General features: G+C 68.2%; 18 protein-coding genes. 9 read left to right on the plus strand and 9 right to left on the minus strand.

The features are described from left to right. Positions 1–4 precede the first annotated feature (4 nt). Positions 5–352, plus strand: a complete 348-nt coding sequence (locus tag ACZYSP_RS08170) for a DOPA 4,5-dioxygenase family protein (RefSeq protein ID WP_093176955.1) — start codon at positions 5–7, stop codon at positions 350–352. Here ACZYSP_RS08170 and ACZYSP_RS08175 read toward each other — a convergent pair. Both ACZYSP_RS08175 and ACZYSP_RS08180 read right to left on the minus strand, forming a co-directional pair. Then, a complete protein-coding gene (locus ACZYSP_RS08175) occupies positions 349–1,665 on the minus strand; it encodes a Rieske 2Fe-2S domain-containing protein (protein ID WP_489013607.1) in 1,317 nt (438 codons plus the stop codon). The two genes, ACZYSP_RS08170 and ACZYSP_RS08175, sit on opposite strands and share 4 nt — an antisense overlap. Positions 1,666–1,686: 21 nt before the next feature. Then, positions 1,687–2,673, minus strand: coding sequence for a tripartite tricarboxylate transporter substrate binding protein (locus tag ACZYSP_RS08180; protein ID WP_489013609.1), 987 nt, complete (start codon positions 2,671–2,673; stop codon positions 1,687–1,689). A 110-nt stretch (positions 2,674–2,783) separates the two neighbouring features. Between ACZYSP_RS08180 and ACZYSP_RS08185 the strand changes: the two genes are divergently transcribed. After that, positions 2,784–3,611: a helix-turn-helix domain-containing protein gene (locus ACZYSP_RS08185; protein ID WP_489013611.1), complete on the plus strand. Its 828-nt coding sequence runs from the start codon at positions 2,784–2,786 to the stop codon at positions 3,609–3,611. Positions 3,612–3,621: 10 nt separating this feature from the next. On the opposite strand, the gene ACZYSP_RS08190 is transcribed toward ACZYSP_RS08185, so the two are convergent. Continuing rightward, positions 3,622–4,278, minus strand: coding sequence for a glutathione S-transferase (locus tag ACZYSP_RS08190; RefSeq protein ID WP_093051545.1), 657 nt, complete (start codon positions 4,276–4,278; stop codon positions 3,622–3,624). An 81-nt stretch (positions 4,279–4,359) separates the two neighbouring features. Here ACZYSP_RS08190 and ACZYSP_RS08195 point away from each other — a divergent pair, with 81 nt between their 5' ends. After that, positions 4,360–5,580 (plus strand): polyhydroxyalkanoate depolymerase, encoded by a 1,221-nt coding sequence (locus ACZYSP_RS08195; RefSeq protein WP_354337771.1) that lies wholly within the window; start codon positions 4,360–4,362, stop codon positions 5,578–5,580. On the opposite strand, the gene ACZYSP_RS08200 is transcribed toward ACZYSP_RS08195, so the two are convergent. Continuing rightward, a complete protein-coding gene (locus tag ACZYSP_RS08200; RefSeq protein WP_489013614.1) occupies positions 5,577–6,539 on the minus strand; it encodes a LysR family transcriptional regulator in 963 nt (320 codons plus the stop codon). The two genes, ACZYSP_RS08195 and ACZYSP_RS08200, sit on opposite strands and share 4 nt — an antisense overlap. Positions 6,540–6,627: 88 nt before the next feature. Between ACZYSP_RS08200 and ACZYSP_RS08205 the strand changes: the two genes are divergently transcribed. From ACZYSP_RS08205 to ACZYSP_RS08215, 3 genes are read left to right on the plus strand one after another with little or no spacing between them, the layout of a single operon-like run. Continuing rightward, complete coding sequence (locus ACZYSP_RS08205) at positions 6,628–7,728, plus strand: adenosine deaminase family protein (RefSeq protein ID WP_489013616.1); 1,101 nt, start codon at positions 6,628–6,630, stop codon at positions 7,726–7,728. Between the two features lie 8 nt (positions 7,729–7,736). Further along, positions 7,737–8,714 (plus strand): Bug family tripartite tricarboxylate transporter substrate binding protein, encoded by a 978-nt coding sequence (locus ACZYSP_RS08210; RefSeq protein WP_256328877.1) that lies wholly within the window; start codon positions 7,737–7,739, stop codon positions 8,712–8,714. 19 nt (positions 8,715–8,733) lie between these two features. Then, positions 8,734–9,810, plus strand: coding sequence for a nucleoside hydrolase (locus tag ACZYSP_RS08215; protein ID WP_489013694.1), 1,077 nt, complete (start codon positions 8,734–8,736; stop codon positions 9,808–9,810). Positions 9,811–9,825: 15 nt separating this feature from the next. On the opposite strand, the gene ACZYSP_RS08220 is transcribed toward ACZYSP_RS08215, so the two are convergent. After that, on the minus strand, positions 9,826–10,278 hold the full coding sequence (locus ACZYSP_RS08220) for a CBS domain-containing protein (protein WP_093051560.1): 453 nt from the start codon (positions 10,276–10,278) through the stop codon (positions 9,826–9,828). A 164-nt stretch (positions 10,279–10,442) separates the two neighbouring features. On the opposite strand from ACZYSP_RS08220, the gene ACZYSP_RS08225 reads away from it, so the two are divergent. Beyond that, the gene (locus ACZYSP_RS08225; RefSeq protein WP_093051563.1) at positions 10,443–11,753 is read left to right on the plus strand and encodes an O-acetylhomoserine aminocarboxypropyltransferase; all 1,311 of its coding nucleotides are present in this window, start codon (positions 10,443–10,445) and stop codon (positions 11,751–11,753) included. A gap of 1 nt (position 11,754) precedes the next feature. Continuing rightward, positions 11,755–12,561, plus strand: coding sequence for an alpha/beta fold hydrolase (locus ACZYSP_RS08230; protein ID WP_093051565.1), 807 nt, complete (start codon positions 11,755–11,757; stop codon positions 12,559–12,561). A gap of 12 nt (positions 12,562–12,573) precedes the next feature. Here ACZYSP_RS08230 and ACZYSP_RS08235 read toward each other — a convergent pair whose 3' ends face one another. After that, a complete protein-coding gene (locus ACZYSP_RS08235; RefSeq protein WP_489013620.1) occupies positions 12,574–13,563 on the minus strand; it encodes a Bug family tripartite tricarboxylate transporter substrate binding protein in 990 nt (329 codons plus the stop codon). An 8-nt stretch (positions 13,564–13,571) separates the two neighbouring features. After that, positions 13,572–14,999, minus strand: coding sequence for a M20 family metallopeptidase (locus tag ACZYSP_RS08240; protein WP_489013622.1), 1,428 nt, complete (start codon positions 14,997–14,999; stop codon positions 13,572–13,574). Between the two features lie 119 nt (positions 15,000–15,118). On the opposite strand from ACZYSP_RS08240, the gene ACZYSP_RS08245 reads away from it, so the two are divergent. Then, a complete protein-coding gene (locus ACZYSP_RS08245; RefSeq protein ID WP_489013624.1) occupies positions 15,119–16,060 on the plus strand; it encodes a LysR family transcriptional regulator in 942 nt (313 codons plus the stop codon). A gap of 9 nt (positions 16,061–16,069) precedes the next feature. On the opposite strand, the gene ACZYSP_RS08250 is transcribed toward ACZYSP_RS08245, so the two are convergent. Both ACZYSP_RS08250 and ACZYSP_RS08255 read right to left on the minus strand, forming a co-directional pair. Further along, positions 16,070–16,732 carry an NAD-dependent epimerase/dehydratase family protein gene (locus ACZYSP_RS08250; protein WP_093077827.1) on the minus strand — a complete coding sequence of 221 codons (663 nt, stop codon included), beginning with the start codon at positions 16,730–16,732 and terminating at the stop codon, positions 16,070–16,072. A 14-nt stretch (positions 16,733–16,746) separates the two neighbouring features. Further along, positions 16,747–17,133 carry a thioredoxin family protein gene (locus ACZYSP_RS08255; RefSeq protein ID WP_307614965.1) on the minus strand — a complete coding sequence of 129 codons (387 nt, stop codon included), beginning with the start codon at positions 17,131–17,133 and terminating at the stop codon, positions 16,747–16,749. Between the last annotated feature and the right edge of the window lie 34 nt (positions 17,134–17,167).

A 17,167-nucleotide genomic window follows, 5' to 3' on the forward strand; every position in this document is an offset into this window, starting at 1 on the left:
CACCATGCCACGCCGCCCCGAAAACCTCTACGCCCAGTACCACGCCCACGTCTATTTCGCGCCCGACACGGTGGTGCAGGCCCGCGCCCTCTGCGAGCGCGCGGGCCACGAGCTGATGGTGGTGGTCGGCCGCGTGCACGAGCGGCTGGTGGGGCCGCATCCGCACTGGAGCTGCCAGCTCGCCTTCGACGCCGCCGAGTTCGACCAGGTCATCGGCTGGCTCGACGCCAACCGCAACGGCCTCGACGTGTTCGTGCACGGCGTGACGGGCGACGACTTTGCCGACCACACAGCCCATGCCATGTGGCTCGGCGAAGAAAGCGCGCTCGACCTGCGGATGTTCCGCCACTAGGCCTTTTCTTCGACCCCGGCGCCGTGCACCTTGAAGAAGGTCGCGCCCTCGACCTTCTGGCCAATGGCCTTCTCATAGGCCGCGCGCACCTCCTCAGGCTGCCCGGCCTGGCCGAAGAAATCCTTCAGATACGGCCCCAGCAGCGGATGCGCGGCCAATTCGGCACGCGGCAAGCCGTTCAGCATCTCGTCGCGGCACGCTGACGGCAGGAACACATCGCGGTTCTTCTCGGGATCGCGGATCAGCCCCTTGGGCTCGTGCGCCGGGTCGGCCTGCATTGCCTCGAGTTCCTCGAAGAAGCGGCGGCGCATCATCACGATGCCCTTGTCGCTCTGGCCCAGCTTCTCGCGCGTGCGGTCGGTGATGGCGCCCTGCCCGACCCACACCACGAAGTCCTGGTTGGCAACGTGGCTGGTAATCCACCGCCCGGTGACCGGGTCCTTGATGGGCCCGTACCACGAAGGAATGCGCTCCTGCACATAGGGCTCCTGCTCGCTCGGCACGCGGCTCAGCACCCACAGCACGCTGAGCGTGTGGTGGTCGTCGATGGGCACTCGCCATTCGAAGTGATGGCCGAGGAAGAAGCCGTTCGGCCACAGCGTGACGCGCCCGGTGGTCCACATCACGTTGTCTTCACGCTCGCCGCCGCGCAGGCGCTTGTAGACGAAGCCGTGCTCGAATTCCTCGAAGGCCAGCTTCAGGTGCGTGGGCACGTACGGCCCTTCTTCGCCCTGCAGGCGCGTGGTCCAGTTGTTGTGGGTCCACTCGAAGTGCACCGGGTCGATGGAGTTTTCCTGGCACTGGAACCAGTTGCACGGAATCTCCGCGAACACCGCCTGCGCAAAACCGTTCCTGCAGTTGAACAGCTCCCAGTCGGGCAAGAGCGGCGCGGGCTGCGGGCCCATGTAGGCCCATAGCAGGCCGGCCTTCTCCTGCACCGGGTAGGCCTTGATCTTCGTGTTCTTGCGCATGCGCGCGCCGGGGTCCAGCGTTTCCTCGAAGGGCTGGTGCACGCATTGGCCGCTCTGGTCGTACTGCCAGCCGTGGTAGCTGCAGCGCAGGCCGCACTGCTCGACGTAGCCGTACGACATGTCGGCGTTGCGGTGCGGACAGCGGCGGTCGACCAGGCCGTAGTTGCCGCTCAGATCCTTGTAGAGCACCAGGTCCTCGCCGAGGATGCGCAGCGGCTTCACGGCCTTGTCGTCGAACTCGCTCGCACCGGCAATCGGGTGCCAGTAGCGGCGCAGGTAGTCGCCCATCGGCTTGCCGGGGCCCACTTCGGTCAGCAGGCGGTTCTTTTCTTCGCTCAACATGCATCGTCTCCTTGTTCTTCTTCAATCGGCGCGGATGCCGAACTCGCGCACCAGCTTGCCGAAGCGCTGGTCGTCGTCTGCAATCTGCTGCGCCAGCACGGAGGGCGCGCCGCCCACGGGCTCGATGCCGAGCGCGGCCATCTTTGCCTGCACGTCGGGCATCTTCAGGATCTCGTTGAAGTGTTTGTTGAGCGCCTGCACGACTTCTGCCGGCATCGCCTTCGGGCCGAGCAACCCCATCCAGGCACTCACGTCCACGTCCTTGAAGCCCAGCTCGATGAAGGTGGGCACGTTGGGCATCAGCTTCGTTCGCTGGCGTTCCGCGACGGCGAGCGGAATCAGCTTGCCCGCGGCGATGTGGCCCGCCACGGCGCCGGGCGTGATCCAGCCCACGCTGACATGGCCGCCCAATGCATCGTTGACCACCGGCGCCACGCCGCGGTACGGCGCGTGCGTGGCCATGATGCCCGCGTCCTTGTTGAGCAGTTCGCCCGCAATGTGCATCGGCGAACCGGCACCGGGCGTTCCGTAGGTCGTGGTCTTGCCGGCCTTCGCGCCGGCAACGAGTTGCGCCACGCTCTGGATGCCGGTCGACGGCGCGGTCACCAGCAGCAGCGGGATGTTTCCGGTCTTCACGATGGGCGTGAAGTCTTTCACCACGTCGTGCGCCACGCCGGGGCCGGTCTTCAGCACGTGCTGCGCAATGGGAAAGGTGCTGGGCGTGAAGAGCAGCGTGTAGCCGTCGGCCGGCGCCTTGGCGACCCAGACGTTGCCGATCATCCCGCTCGCGCCGGGCCGGTTGTCGACCAGCACCGGCTGGCCGATGCGCTGCGACAGCTTCTCGGCATAGGTGCGCGCGATGGCGTCGGTGTCGCCGCCGGCCGGGTAGGCCACGACGATGGTGATCGGCTTGGAGGGCCAGGCCTGCGCCATGGCCGCGGTGGCGGCGCATAGCGAAAGAACGGCTGCTGCAGCGGCACGGACCGCGTTTCGCGGGTGAAACATCATGCTCTTTTCCTTCTCGGTGGGACGACGTTGGTGTCGTCCGCACTATAGGAACGGGGCCTCGAAGCCAGAAGATATAGTTTCACTGAGTGAACTTTTTTCCGGAGGCCAGCATGTCGGACACCACGGGCGCGCAGAGCGTGAAAGCCATCGACGCGCTGCGCCGCGGGCTCGACGTGATGCTGGCCATCCAGCGCTCGTCGGCCGTCACGCTGCAGGAGCTGCACCGGCAGACCGGCCTGTCGAAGGCCACGCTGCTGCGCATCCTCAAGACGCTGCAGCAGGCGGGCTGGGCCGAGCGCAGCGAGCACGACAGGCGCTACGTGCCCACGTCGGCCACCGGGCAGTCGGAGCCTGCAATGGCATGGCGCACGCGCCTGTCAGCGCTGGCGGCGCCCGCGCGCGCCACGCTGCAGCGGGTGGTGCCGTGGCCCATCGACCTGGGCGTGCGTGACGGCACGGCCATGCTCATCCTCGACACCGACCGGCCGCGCAACGGCCTGGCCGTCAACTACCGTGCACTGGGCTTTCGTCCACCGATGCTGCTGTCTTCGCTGGGGCGCTGCTACCTGGCGTTCTGCCCGGAAGACGAGCGACGAGAAATCCTCGCGGCGCTGGCACGTTCGCCGAACGACTTCGACCGCACCGCGCGGCGGCCCGAGAACATCCGGCGCATGGTGGCGCACGCGCGCGACCTGGGCTACGTGGCGCGCGACCCGACCTCGACCAGCATGGATTCGCCCGACCGCTTCGGCGCGATCTCGGTGCCACTGCGCCAAGGCGAGCTGGTGGTGGGCTGCCTCAGCTGCGCCTGGCTGCCGGCGGTGAAGAGCGAGCGCGAGATCGTCTCGGCCCACCTGGCCGACCTGCAGCAGGCCGCGCAGAACATCGAGCGCAAGCTCGCGCAGGCCGGCTTCGAGCCGCCCCCGGCGAGTTCATGAAGCGCGCGGCTCAGAACTCCGCGTCGAGCTCGTCGATCTCCTCGGGCTCCTGCTTCGCGGCCGTCACCCATTCCTTCATGGCCGGCAGCTCCATCACGCGCTTGCAGTAAGCCGCGCACACGCTGTCTAGCGCCACGTCGTAGCTCAGGAAGCGCGTGACCACCGGCGCGTACATCGCGTCGGCCATGCCCGGCTGCTTGCCGAACAGGAAGGGGCCGCCGTACGCCTTGAGACATTCGCGCCAGATGGCGACGATGCGGTCGATGTCGGCCTGCGCGCGCGACCACACCTTGAAGTTCTTGAAGTGGGCCTTGATGTTCATCGGCAGCGCGCCGCGCATCGAGCCGAAGCCCGAGTGCATCTCGCCGCAGATGGCGCGGCAATGAGCGCGGGCCGCCACGTCGTCCGGCAGCAGGCCGGCCTTGGGCTTGATCTCGTTGAGGTATTCGCCGATGGCCAGCGTGTCCCACACCTTCACGCTGCCGTGCTGCAGCGAGGGCACCAGCATCGACGAAGACAGCAGCAGCATCTCGGCCTTCATGGCCGGATCGTCGGGCGGAATGACCTTCTCGCTGAAGTCCAGCCCGGCCAGCCTGCACATCAGCCAGCCGCGCAGCGCCCACGCGCCGTAGTTCTTGCTGCTGATGGTGAGAACGGGTTTGGCCATCGTGAAGCTCCTTGGGCGTTGTGCTGTTGCGTGCAAGCGCCATGCCATGCGGTTGGCCCGCAACTTGCCTGCGAGGTATTCATGCTGTACCGGGCCTACCAGAACCAAGCCGACCTGCTCTCTCCGGCGCGGCTCGCGGCGCAGTACATGAGCAAGGCCCTGTGGAAAGACGGCACGGAGCGCACCATATTGCGGCGCATGGCAGCCCAGTTCGAGGTGTTCTCGCGCATGCGGCTGACCCACACGCGGCCCGACTACGGCATACACAGCGTCATGGTCGACGGCGCGGAAGTGGCCGTACACGAGGAGACGACCCTCGTTTCGCCCTTCGGCACCCTGCTGCATTTCCGCAAGGACACCGATGCGGTGCATCCGCCGGTGCTGCTGGCCGCACCACTCTCGGGCCATTTCGCCACGCTGCTGCGCGAAACCGTGCGCACGCTGCTGCGCGACCACGACGTGTACCTGACCGACTGGCACAACGCGCGCGACGTGCCGCTGTGGCACGGCGGCTTCGGCCTGGACGACTACACGCTGCAGCTCATCAGCTTCCTGGAGGCCGTGGGGCCGGGCGTGCACATGGTCGCGGTCTGCCAGCCCTGCGTGGCCGCGCTGGCCGCCACCGCGCTGATGGCCGAAGACGACAACCCCGCCACGCCGCGCAGCCTCACGCTGATGGCCGGCCCGGTCGATTGCCGCATCAACCCGACCGGCGTGAACACGCTGGCCACCAGCAAGCCCATCGAGTGGTTCAGGCGCAACCTCATCAGCCACGTGCCGTGGCCGCACGCGGGCATGATGCGGCGCGTGTACCCGGGCTTCCTGCAGCTCTCGGCCTTCATGAGCATGAACCCCGAGCGGCACAAGAAGCAGTTCGAGGACATGTACAGCCACCTGGTCGAAGGCGACATCGAGAAGGCCCGCACCATCGGCACCTTCTACGACGAGTACCTGGCCGTGAACGACCTGCCGGCCGAGTTCTACCTGGAGACCGTCGAACGAGTCTTCCAGACGTATGACCTGCCACGAGGCGTGCTCACCGTGGGCGACCGCACCGTGAACCCCGCCGCCATCCGCCGCACCGCGCTGCTGACGGTGGAAGGCGAGCGCGACGACATCTGCGCCGTGGGCCAGACGGTGGCGGCGCAAGACCTCTGCACGGGCATCCGGCCGTACCTCAAGACGCACCACCTGCAAGCCGGCGTGGGGCACTACGGAGTGTTCAGCGGCAGCAAGTGGAATGCGCAGATCTATCCGCGCGTGCGCGAGACGATCCACGCCGCGGCTGAATTGAACGGCTAGGACTGGCGCCGCGCGCGCACGCCCTTGCCGCTCACGCGCCGCACCGTCGCTTCGCCGGCCTGCGGCAGGCGCTCGCGCAGGAACGCGATCAGCTCTTGCGCCACCACGTTGCGCATCGGCCCCGGCAGGTAGGCCAGCACCACTCGGCGCTCGACGCGCGGCTTCAGCAGCGGCAGCACCACCAGTTCGGGGTCGCGCAGCGACGAGGTGTACAGGCGCGGCATCAGGCCCAGCGCCTGCCCGCTGCGCACCAGCGCATAGAGCGTCTCGGAATAGCTCACACGGTACGGTTCCGGGCCCTGCGCGAACTGCGCGCGCGCCGGGTTGCCCAGCGCAGGCATGCTGCCGCGTTCGAACAGCACCAGCCGCTCCTTGCCGATGGCCTCCCACTGGGCATCTCCGGCCGCCGCCAGTGCATGGTCGCGTCGTACCACCAGCACCAGCGGGTCGCGGAACAGGTCGATGCAGGTCAGCCCGCCCGGCGGCTCGGTGATGGCGGCCACCGCCATGTCGATCTGCCCGCTGCGCAGTTCGGCCAGCAGCGTGTTCGAGGGGGCGTCGCGCCAGGCCAGCTCCACCTCGCGCTGCCCACTCTGCAAAAACTCGCTGGCAGCCGCCGCCACGCGCGCACTGGCCGAGGGAATCACGCCGATGCGCACGAAGGCGCGGCCGCGCTGCACCGTGCTTTCGATGTCGCGCAGCGCCACCTCGAAGGTGTTGACCAGGAAGTCGGTGCGCGCCAGCACCTCGGCGCCCACGGGCGTGAGCTCCAGCCGGTGGGTGGAGCGCGTGAGCAGTTCGGCGCCGAGCAGCTTCTCCATCTGCTTGATGGCGTTGCTCAAGGCCGGCTGCGTGATGGCGAGCCGGCGCGCGGCGCGGCCGAACTGGCCTTCTTCCACCAGCACCGAGAAGAACTGCAGCTGGCGCAACGTGAGTGCACGCAGAGGCAAGGCGGCCATGGGCGAATCCCCGGTTATTGATTCAGTGAATCAAATTATAGAAATTCAAAATTTTCTTTATGAGAGCGCCGTTACTAGACTGGTCAGCATGACCAGCCCCACGCCTGCCACCACCGCGCCTCTCGCGCTGGAATCGATGCTCCGTGCCATGCCCAAGGCCGAGTTGCATTGCCACCTGTTCGGCACGGTGCGCCACGAAACCTTCAAGCAGCTCAACCTGCGCGCCGGCTCGCCGCTGGCGGCCGACGAGATCGAGGGCTTCTACACGCGCGGCGAAAAGCCCGTCGGCGTGCTGCGGGTGCTGCGCGCGCTCGACGCCCAACTGGTGCGCAGCGCCGGCGACCTTTATCAGCTCACGCTCGAATACCTGCAGGATGCGGCCTCGCACAACGTGCGCTACGCCGAGTTCTTCTGGAACCCGACCGGTACGGTGCACGAGTCGGGCATTGCCTACCCGCTCGCGCAAGGCGCCATCGTCCGCGCGATCCAGGACGCGCAACAAGAATTCGGCATCGTCGGCCGCCTCATCGCCGCCATCGACCGCGAAGCCAAGCCCGAGGCGGCCGTGGAGATGGTCGAGTGGGTCAAGGCGCATCGCTGCGAGGAGGTGATCGGCATCGGCATCGACTACCGCGAGGTCGACCGTCCGCCCGAGCTGTTCACGCAGGCCTATGCCGATGCGAAGAAGGCGGGCCTGAAGACCACCGCGCACGCGGGCGAGTTCGGCATGCCCTGGACCAACGTGCGCACCGCGCTCGACGTGCTGCAGGTCGACCGCATCGACCACGGCTACACGGTGGTCGACCAGCCCGACTTCGCGCGCGAATGTGCTGATCGCGGCGTGATCTTCACGGTGGTGCCGACCAACTCGTACTACCTGCGCACGCTGCCGCCCGAGCGATGGGCCATCGACCACCCGATCCGCCGCATGCCCGGCCTGGGCCTGCGCATCCACCCCAACACCGACGACCCGACGCTGCACAAGGTCACGCCCACGCAGGCCTGGCTGATGATGGTGCGCGACTTCGGCTTCGGCCTGGACGACCTGCGCGGCTTCATGCACAACGGCCTGGACGGTGCGTGGATCGACGACACGCAGCGCCGCGCATGGCGCACGCAGTGGAGCGATGAATTCGACACGCTGCGCGCCCGCCTCGATACCGAACCCGCCCCCACCACCCTCGAATGACCCACGCCATGAACACCCCTCGCCGCCTGCTTCTCGCCGCCGCACTCTGCGCCGCGCTTCCTACCGCGGCCCTCGCGCAGGCATGGCCCGCTGCCAAGCCCATCACGCTGATCGTTCCCTACACGGCCGGCGGCAGCGTGGACGTGAATGCGCGCCTGGTCGCGCAGCGCCTCGGAGAGCGGCTCAAACAGTCGGTCGTCATCGAGAACGTGAGCGGCGCGGGCGGCGCCATCGGCGTAGCCAAGGCGGTGAATGCCACGCCCGACGGCTACACGCTGGTGGTGGGGCCCGACAGCGCCATTGCCATCGGCAAGCTGGTCAACCCCACGGCCTTTCGCTTCGATCCGCTGAAAGACCTGGCGCCGGTCGGCCTGCTCAACACTGCGCCGATGGTGCTGGTGGCACGCCCCGGCCTCGAGGCCCAGACTTTCTCCGACTTCGTGAAGCTTGCGAAGGCCAAGCCCGGCAAATACAACTACGCGACCTCGGGCGTGGGCACGGTGCTGCAGCTGGCCATGGAACTGCTGAAGGAACGCAGCGGCATCTTCGTCACGCACGTGCCCTATCGCGGCGGCGCGCAGATTGCCACCGACGTGATCGGCGACCAGGTCGACCTGGCGATGCTGGTGAGCACCAGCGCCATTCCGCACGTGAACGGAAAGCGGCTGAAGGCGCTCGGCATCACCAGCAGCAAGCGGCTGGCCGCGCTGCCCAACGTGCCTACCTTCGACGAGATGCCCGGCCTCAAGGGCTTCGACATGGTGAGCTGGACCGGCATCTTCGCGCCCTCGAAGACGCCGCCGGCCGTGGTCGCGCAGATCAACCACGAGCTCAACGCGGTGCTGCAGGAAGAAGGCGTGCGCAGCAAGCTGATGGAGCAAGGCGCGCTGCCAGGCAGCGGCACGCCGGAGAGCTTCGCGAAGTTCGTGCAGACGGAGTACGCGCGCAACCAGAAGATCGTGCAGACGGCCAACATCAAGGAGTGAGCGCGTGAAGACGACGCCCATGCTGTCCCGCCGCGCCCTGCTGGGCGTGTCCGCCGCCGGCCTTGCAGGCATGGCCTTCGCGCAGAGCCCCAGCCCCGCCGAACTGGCACAGGCGCTTGCCGGCACGCCCGCCACGCGGTTGCCGCCCGTGGCAGGCAAGCGCCAGGTCATCATCGACACCGACCCCGGCCAGGACGACGCCATCGCGCTGCTGATGGCCATGGCCGCGACCGACCGGCTCGACATCGAGGCGCTGACGGTGAGCGTGGGCAACCTGCCGCTGACGGTGACAGAGAAGAACGCGCGCATCGTGCGCGACTGGGCAGGCAGGCCCGAGATTCCGGTCTACGCCGGCTACCCGCGCCCGCTGGTGCGCGAACCCATCTTCGCCGACGACGTACACGGCAAGACCGGCATGGAAGGCCCGACGCTGCACGAGCCGCGCGGCCCGCTGATGCCCACACACGCGGTGCAGTACCTCATCGAGACGCTGCGCGCCGCAGCGCCCAAAAGCATCACGCTCGTGGGCCTGGGGCCGCTAACCAACTTCGCGGCGGCGCTCAACTCGGCGCCCGACATCAAGCCCGCCATTGCCGAGATCGTGGTGATGGACGGCTCCTGGGGCGTGGGCGGCAACATCACGCCGGCCGCCACCTTCAACGTGTACGCAGACCCCGAGGCGGCATCGATCGTGTTCCGCAGCGGCGTGCCGGTGACGGCCATGTCGCACGACGCGGCGCGCCGCGTGCTGCTGACACCCGAGCGCATCGTGCCCTTCCGCACCATGGGCAACAACGCCGGCAAGGTGGTAGCGGATATCTTCGATTCGATGATGGCGTACGGCCAGCGCCGCCGGGGCGTGGCGGTCGGGCCGATCTACGACCCGTGCGTGATCGCATACCTGCTGAAGCCCGAACTCTTCAAGGGCGCGAAGGTGAGCGTCGATGTGGAAACCAAGGGCGAGTTCACGACCGGCGCGACGGTGGTCGACTTTCGCGGCTACAACCGCCGCACGCCCAATACGCTGTGGATCAGCGAGGCCGACACCGAAGGCTTCTACGCGCTGCTGCGCGCGCAGATCGCGCGGCTGCCCTGAACGGGCTGGCCGGGATCAGCCGGCCTTTTCGTCTTCCGCCGGCCAGTCGCGGATGTAGGCCTTGAGCATCTTGTTCTCGAAGTTCTGGCTGTCCACCACGGCCTTGGCCACGTCGTAGAAGCTGATCACGCCCATCAGCATGCGCTTGTCCATCACGGGCATGTAGCGCGCGTGGCGCTCCAGCATGATGCGGCGGATTTCGTCGAGGTCGGTTTCCAGCGTGCAGGTGACGGGGGCGTCGTCCATGGCCTTGCGGACCAGCGTGGTGCCGACCTGGCCGCCGTTGCCGACGATGGCCACGATGACTTCCCGGAAAGTGAGCATGCCGACCAGGTCGCCGTGCTCCATGACCACCAGCGAACCGATGTCCTTTTCCGCCATGGTGTTGGCGGCTTCTGCCAGCAGGTCGTCTGGCGTGATGGTGAAGAGCGTATTGCCCTTGACGCGAAGGATGTCGCTGACTTTCATCGTGTGCTCCTCTCGGACTCAATCTCGGCTATCTAGGCGGGCGTGCCGTTTTTGAATATAGCCCACAATCGACGCCGACCTGAGCGCCCATGTCGCGGACGCATGAATTGCATACGTAACGGGGCATTGCCAGGAGACAACTGCTCAGACCCAGAAAGGCCCTCATGCCCGGTTATTCCGACCCCGGTTTCGACACCCTCGCGCTGCACGCCGGCGCCGCGCCCGACCCCGCCACCGGCGCACGGGCGGTGCCGATCCACCTGACCACCTCCTTCGTCTTCGAGTCGAGCGATCACGCGGCGGCCCTGTTCAACCTGGAGCGCGCGGGCCACGTGTACTCGCGTATCAGCAACCCGACCAACGCCGTGCTGGAGCAGCGCGTGTCTGCGCTCGAAGGCGGCATCGGCGCCATCGCCACCGCCAGCGGGCAGGCGGCGCTGCACCTGTCGGTGGCCACGCTGATGGGCGCTGGCTCGCACATCGTGGCCAGCACAGCCCTGTACGGCGGCTCGCAGAACCTGCTGCACTACACGATGCGGCGCTTCGGCATCGACACCACCTTCGTGAAGCCCGGCGACCTCGACGGCTGGCGCGCCGCGGTACGCCCCGAGACCAAGCTGTTCTTCGGCGAGACCGTGGGCAACCCCGGGCTCGACGTGCTCGACATTCCGGCCGTGAGCGACATCGCCCACGAGGCCGGCGTACCGCTGCTGGTCGACTCGACCCTCACCTCGCCCTACCTGATCAAGCCCTTCGACTGGGGCGCCGACCTGGTCTATCACTCGGCCACCAAGTTCCTGTCGGGCCACGGCACCGTCATCGGTGGCGTGGTGGTCGACGGCGGCAGCTTCGACTGGGAAAAGTCCGGCAAATTCGCCGAGCTGACCCAGGCCTACGACGGCTTCCACAACATGGTGTTCAGCGAGGAAAGCACCGTCGGCGCCTTCCTGCTGCGCGCCCGCCGCGAGGGCCTGCGCGACTTCGGCGCCTCGATGAGCCCGCACACGGCCTGGCTGATCCTGCAGGGCATCGAGACGCTGCCGCTGCGCATGGAGCGGCACATCGACAACACGCAGAAGGTGGTCGAGTTCCTGTCCACCCACCCGTTCGTGTCGCGCGTGGGACATCCGCTGATCGAATCGCACCCGAGCCACGTGCTCGCGCAGAAGCTGCTGCGCCATGGCGCGCGCGGCGCGGGCGCGGTGTTCAGCTTCGACATCAAGGGCAGCCGCGCGCAGGGCAAGGCTTTCATCGAGGCGCTGAAGCTCTTCAGCCACCTGGCCAACGTGGGTGACTGCCGCAGCCTGGTGATCCACCCTGCGAGCACCACGCACTTCCGCATGACCGACGAGGCGCTGGCGGGTGCGGGCATCTCGCAAGGCACGATTCGCCTGTCGATCGGGCTCGAAGACCCGGCCGACCTGATCGACGACCTGAAGCGTGCCCTGAAGGCCGCGGAAAAGGCGGGCGCCTGACATGAACTACACCGTCAACGGCCACACCACCTACTGCTATACCGGCGGCAAGCCCTTCGATGCGGCCAAGCCAACCGTGGTGTTCATCCACGGCGTGCTCAACGACCACAGCGTGTGGATCCTGCAGAGCCGCTGGTTCGCCAACCACGGCTGGAACGTGCTCGCAGTCGACCTGCCCGGCCACTGCAAGAGCGAAGGCCCGCCACCCGCCAGCGTGGAGGACGCGGCGCAGTTCGTCATTGCGCTGCTCGACGCGGCCGGCGTGCAGAAGGCCGCACTGGTCGGCCACAGCTTCGGTTCGCTGATCGCACTCGAAACGGCTTCGCGCGCACCCGACCGCATCACACACCTCGCGATGGTCGGCACGGCCTACCCGATGGTGGTGTCGCCCGCGCTGCTCGAAAGCTCGGTGAGCGACCCGCAGCGCGCCATCGCCATGGTCAACACCTTCTCGCACTCGCTGCTGGCGCCGCCGCCCTCCTCGCTCGGCCCGGGCACCTGGCTCTACGGCAGCTCGCGCGCGCTGATGCGCCGCGTGCTCGCGAGCAACCGCGATGCGAACGTGTTCCACATCGGCTTCAAGGCCTGCAACGACTACGCCAACGGCGAGGCCGCAATGGAGAGGGTGCAGTGCCCGGTGCTGTTCCTGCTCGGCGACGCCGACCAGATGACGCCGCCGCGCGCCACCAAGGCGCTGGTGGGCAAGGCGCGCAACGCCAAGGTGGTGACGGTGCATGCCGGCCACTCGCTGATGAGCGAGGCGCCCGACGAGGTGCTGTTTGCGCTGCGCGACTTCGCGACAGCCTGAGCAGGCACGCTCTTATTCCGCTGCGATGCCCGCGCGGTGTGCAAGCGCACGGTAGCGCGAGATCTCGCCTTCCATCTGCGTACGGAACGCCGCAGCGCCGATTGCCACCGGCTCCATGCCCTGCGCTCGCAGTTGCGCCTGCAGCGCAGGGTTGCCCATGGTCGCTGTAACCGCGCGGGCGAGCTTCTCGATCACCGGCGCCGGGGTGCGGGCTGGCGCGGCAAAGCCATACCAGGCATCGAAGGTGGCGTCGGGCAGCCCCTGCTCGGCCAGCGTGCGCACTTCGGGCAGCATGCTGGAGCGCGTCGCGCCCACGATGCCGAGCGCGCGCAGCTTGCCCGAGCGCACGTGCGGCGCCACGGCGGCCACGGTGTCGATGCCGATCTCGATCTCGCCGCCGATCACCGCCATCGAACTCTGGCTGCTGCCCTTGTACGGAATGTCCTGAAGCTGGATGCCGGCGGCCAGCGCGAGCAGTTCGCCGGCCAGGTGCGGGCCCGAACCCGAGCCGAAGGTGGCGTAGCGGATGCTCTTCGGCTTGGCCTTGGCCGCGGCGATGAGCTCGGGCATCGAGTGCCAGGGCGTGCCCTTGCCCACCACCAGCACCAGCGGCGTGCGCGCCACGATGGCGATGGGCGCTAGGTCGCGCACCGGGTCGTACGGCAGCTTGGCGCGCAGGGCCGGGTTCACGCTGTAGCTGGTAGAGCCCGAGAGCAGCAGCGTGTAGCCGTCGGGTGCGGCCTTGGCGACTGCATCGGTGCCGATGATGGTGGAAGCGCCGGGCTTGTTGTCGACCACGATGGGCTGGCCCAGATGCTCCGACAGCGTCTGCCCCATTGCCCGCGCCACGATGTCGGTGCCGCCGCCCGGCGGAAAGGGCACGACCAGCCTGACGGGACGATCGGGCCATGCGCTCTGCGCGAAGGCGGGTGCCTGGACGCCCAGGACGGCGGAAGCGGAAAGCAGCAGGCCGAAGGCGCGACGGGAAATGACGAGGTTCATGGTGCGTGTCAGGAAAGGGAAGAAACGGATGGCGGCAGTTGCCCGGCGGCCCACGGCGCGAGCCCCGGCTCGCCCAGGTCCCAGTACAGGCCGGCCATGATCTGCAGGCCCTCGCGCGCCAGCGACGCGAGCAGGTGCTCGTTGGGCGCGTGCTGCGCACAGGCCGGGTATGAGTGCGGCACCCACAGCGTGGGCAGCCCCAGCAGGTCGGCGAACACGTCGTTGGGCAGCGAGCCTGCGAGGTTGGGCAGCAGGTCGACGCGCTGCCCGCTGCTTTGCGCGATGGAGTGGCGCGCCCAGCCCACCCACGGGTTCTCGACATCGAGCCGCGTCGCCGCGCCGGTCAGCGTGATCTGCACCTCGACCTGGCCGAAGCCGTGCGTATCCAGGTGCGCGCGCACGATCTTCTCCAGGTCTTGCCACGGCGTGCCGACCACGAAGCGCAGCTGGCAATGCGCCACGGCTTCAGACGGAATCGCGTTGACGGGACGCTGCGCCGAACCCGCGCCGAGCGCCAGCACTTCGATGGTGTTCCACGCCACCAGCCGCTCGGCCGGGCTCAGGCCGGGCTCGCCCCAGCCTTCGTCGACCGCGGGGTCGTCCGCGCCGCCGCCGATGGCGATGTCGGCCAGCGCATCGCGCACGGCCTGCGTGACCGGCGGCGGGCGCAAGGCTTCGACGAGGATGCGGCCGCGCGCATCCACCAGCGAGGCCACCGCATGGCTGATCACTGTGCCCGGATTGACCAGCACACCGCCCCAGTTGCCCGAGTGGTAGCCGCGCGGCCGCGCGCGCAGCCGCAGGCTGAAGTTGACCGCGCCGCGCGAACCGAGGAACAGCGTGGGCCGCGCGGCGCTCACGCGCGGGCCGTCGCTGGCGATGAAAACGTCGGCGCGCAGCTTGTCGCGCTCCTGCGCGCACACCGCGTGCAGGCCGGGCGAGGCGGCCTCCTCGCCCATCTCGACGAGCCACGTCATGTTGTAGCCCAGGCGCCCGCCGCGCGCCTCGAGCACGGCAGCGAGCCCGCCGAGGTTGATGCTGTGCTGGCCCTTGTTGTCGGCGGTTCCGCGCCCGTACCAGCGCTCGCCGCGCACGGTCAGCGCCCACGGGGCGAGGCCCTCTTCCCAGTGCGCGTCCTGCCCGCTGACCACGTCGCCGTGGCCGTAGGTCATTACCGTGGGCAGGGCCGGGTCTTCGATGCGGCGCGCGATGAGGAACGGCCCGCCGCCGGGCACCGGGTTGGCGATCACCTCGCAGGCGAAGCCGAGCGCCGCGAGCGGCGGCATCAATTCTTCGCGCAGGTAGGCCTCCAGCGCGGGCGTTGCGGCGCCGGTGTCGCTCTCGGTGCGAAAGGCGATGCGGCGCCGGAGGTCGGCGAAGAAGCCGCCCCCGTCGAAGTAGGCGGCGGCAGCGGCCAGGCTGTCTGTGCGTTGCATGAAGTGCTTCCTTGTCTGTCTTTCCATCGGGTGCAGCAAGTACAAGGCCTGAAGGCCGATGCTTCCAGCATCGTTTTGGCAAGCTACCATTGCCTTAAAGGCAATACTCTCCAGGCGCCATGACTCTCCCGCTTCTCAGCATCCCGATGCGCCACTTCCTCGAAGTGGCGCGCAGCGGCTCGGTCAACCAGGCGGCGGCGCGGCTGTTCGTGGCGTCTTCGGCGGTGAGCCGGCAGATCGCCAAGCTCGAAGACAGCCTGGGCACGCCGCTGTTCGAACGGCATGCGCGCGGCATGGCACTCACGGCCGCCGGCGAACGGCTGGCCGCGCACCTGCGCAATGCGCAGCTCGACATCGAGCAGGTGGTCGAGCAGGTACGCGATCTTGGCGGGCAACGCGCACGGCGCATTCGCATGGCCTGCACCGAGGGCTTCGCGGGGCATTTCATGCCGCTGGTGATGCGCAGCTTCGAGACGGCGAATCCGGGCTGCCAGCTCGAACTGCACGTGGGCTCGCCCGACGGCGTGAGCGCGCTGCTGGCACGCGGCGAGACCGACATCGCACTCAAGTACGTGGTTGCGCCCGAGCCGGGCTTGAAGATCGAGCACACGGCCACCGCGCCGGTGTACGCGGTGCTGCGCCCCGACCATCCGCTGGCGCGCCAGCGCGTGGTGTCGGTGGACGATGCGGTGCGCTATCCGCTGGCCGTGGGCGACAGGGGCGTGACCGCGCGCCAGCTGTTCGACCAGGCCTGCAGCCTGCAGGGGCTGCAGTACCACGCGCTGTTCGTGAGCAATTTCTCTTCAGTGTTGCTTCCATTGCTGCGCACACCCGACGTGATGCTGTCGGGTCTGCTCACGGTGATGCACCTGATCGACGCGGGCACGGTGGTGGCGCGGCCCTTTGCAGAAGCGCCGCTGCAGCAGCGGCAGTTGCAGGTGCTGGCGCTCGAAGGCCGCACGCTGCCGCCGCTGGCGCAGGACTTCGTGCGGCACCTGGTGAGCGCGATCGCCAGCGCGGGCCGGCGCAAGCTGGGGCGCGCGCGGGCTGCGGCAGCCTGAAGAAGCTCTTCAGCCCAGCGCGTTGATATCCGCCGGATCGAGCAGCACCTTCGGTGCGCCGTTGCGCGCCACGGCCAGCATGGCGCGACCGATCTTCTCGGTGGTCGTCACCTTGTTCGGCCACAGGCTGTGGGCCAGCCCGAGCACGGGCCTGAGCACGACGATCGCAGCGTCATAGAGCGGCGTCTTCGAGCGAATGCCATGCAGCGGCTGGATCATGCCGGGGCGGAACATGTAGGCCGCCTTGAACGGCAGGCGCAACAAGGCGTTTTCCGTCGCGCCCTTCACGCGCGCCCACATGCTGCTGCCGCGCTCGCTGCTGTCGGTGCCGGCACCCGTCACGTAGGTGAAAGTCATGGCCGGGTTGAGCCGCGCGAGCACGGTGGCGGCGGCCAGCGTCAGGTCGTAGGTGATGCGCTTGTACTCGGGCTCCTTCATGCCGACCGACGACACGCCGAGGCAGAAGAAGCAGGCGTCGAAGCCCTGCAGTTGCGGCTCGATGGCGCTGTAGTCGTACATGTCCTTGTGGACCAGGTCGCGCAGCTTGGGATGCTGCTGCCCCGTGGCATTGCGGCCGACCGCGACGACGCTCTCGACGTCGGGCGCCAGAAGGCACTCGCGCAGCACACCCTGCCCCACCATGCCGGTGGCGCCGAAGATCAGGATTTTCATGACGGGGCTTCCGGTCAGACCGTGAAGACGGTCGGTTTCTTGTTGAGCACGGCGAGCAGCAGGTCGACGTCAAGGCTCGAAGGCTTCGGCGGCTGCAGCGCGGAGAGCATGCGCGACAGCGTCTCGGCATGCGGCAGCAGCGGGCCCAGAAAGCGCGTGCCGTCGGCGCCCGCAACCAGCAGGGTCGGGAAGGTCTCTACGTCGAAGGCGTCGGCGATGTCTGCGTGGTCTTCGATGTCGACCCAGGCAAAGCGGAACTGCGGGTGCGCGCGCGCCACCTCTTCGAGCAGCGGCCGGTAGTCGCGGCAGGTGCCGCACCATTCGGCGCAAAGGCACACGACCCAAGGCGCATCGTTGCTGGCCGGCTCGACGGATTCGGGGGTGCTTGGAAGGGCGCTCAAGGCTGATGCGTCGGTGGTGTGATCGGAAGGCCGG

This window comes from Variovorax sp. F042, assembly GCF_057814215.1.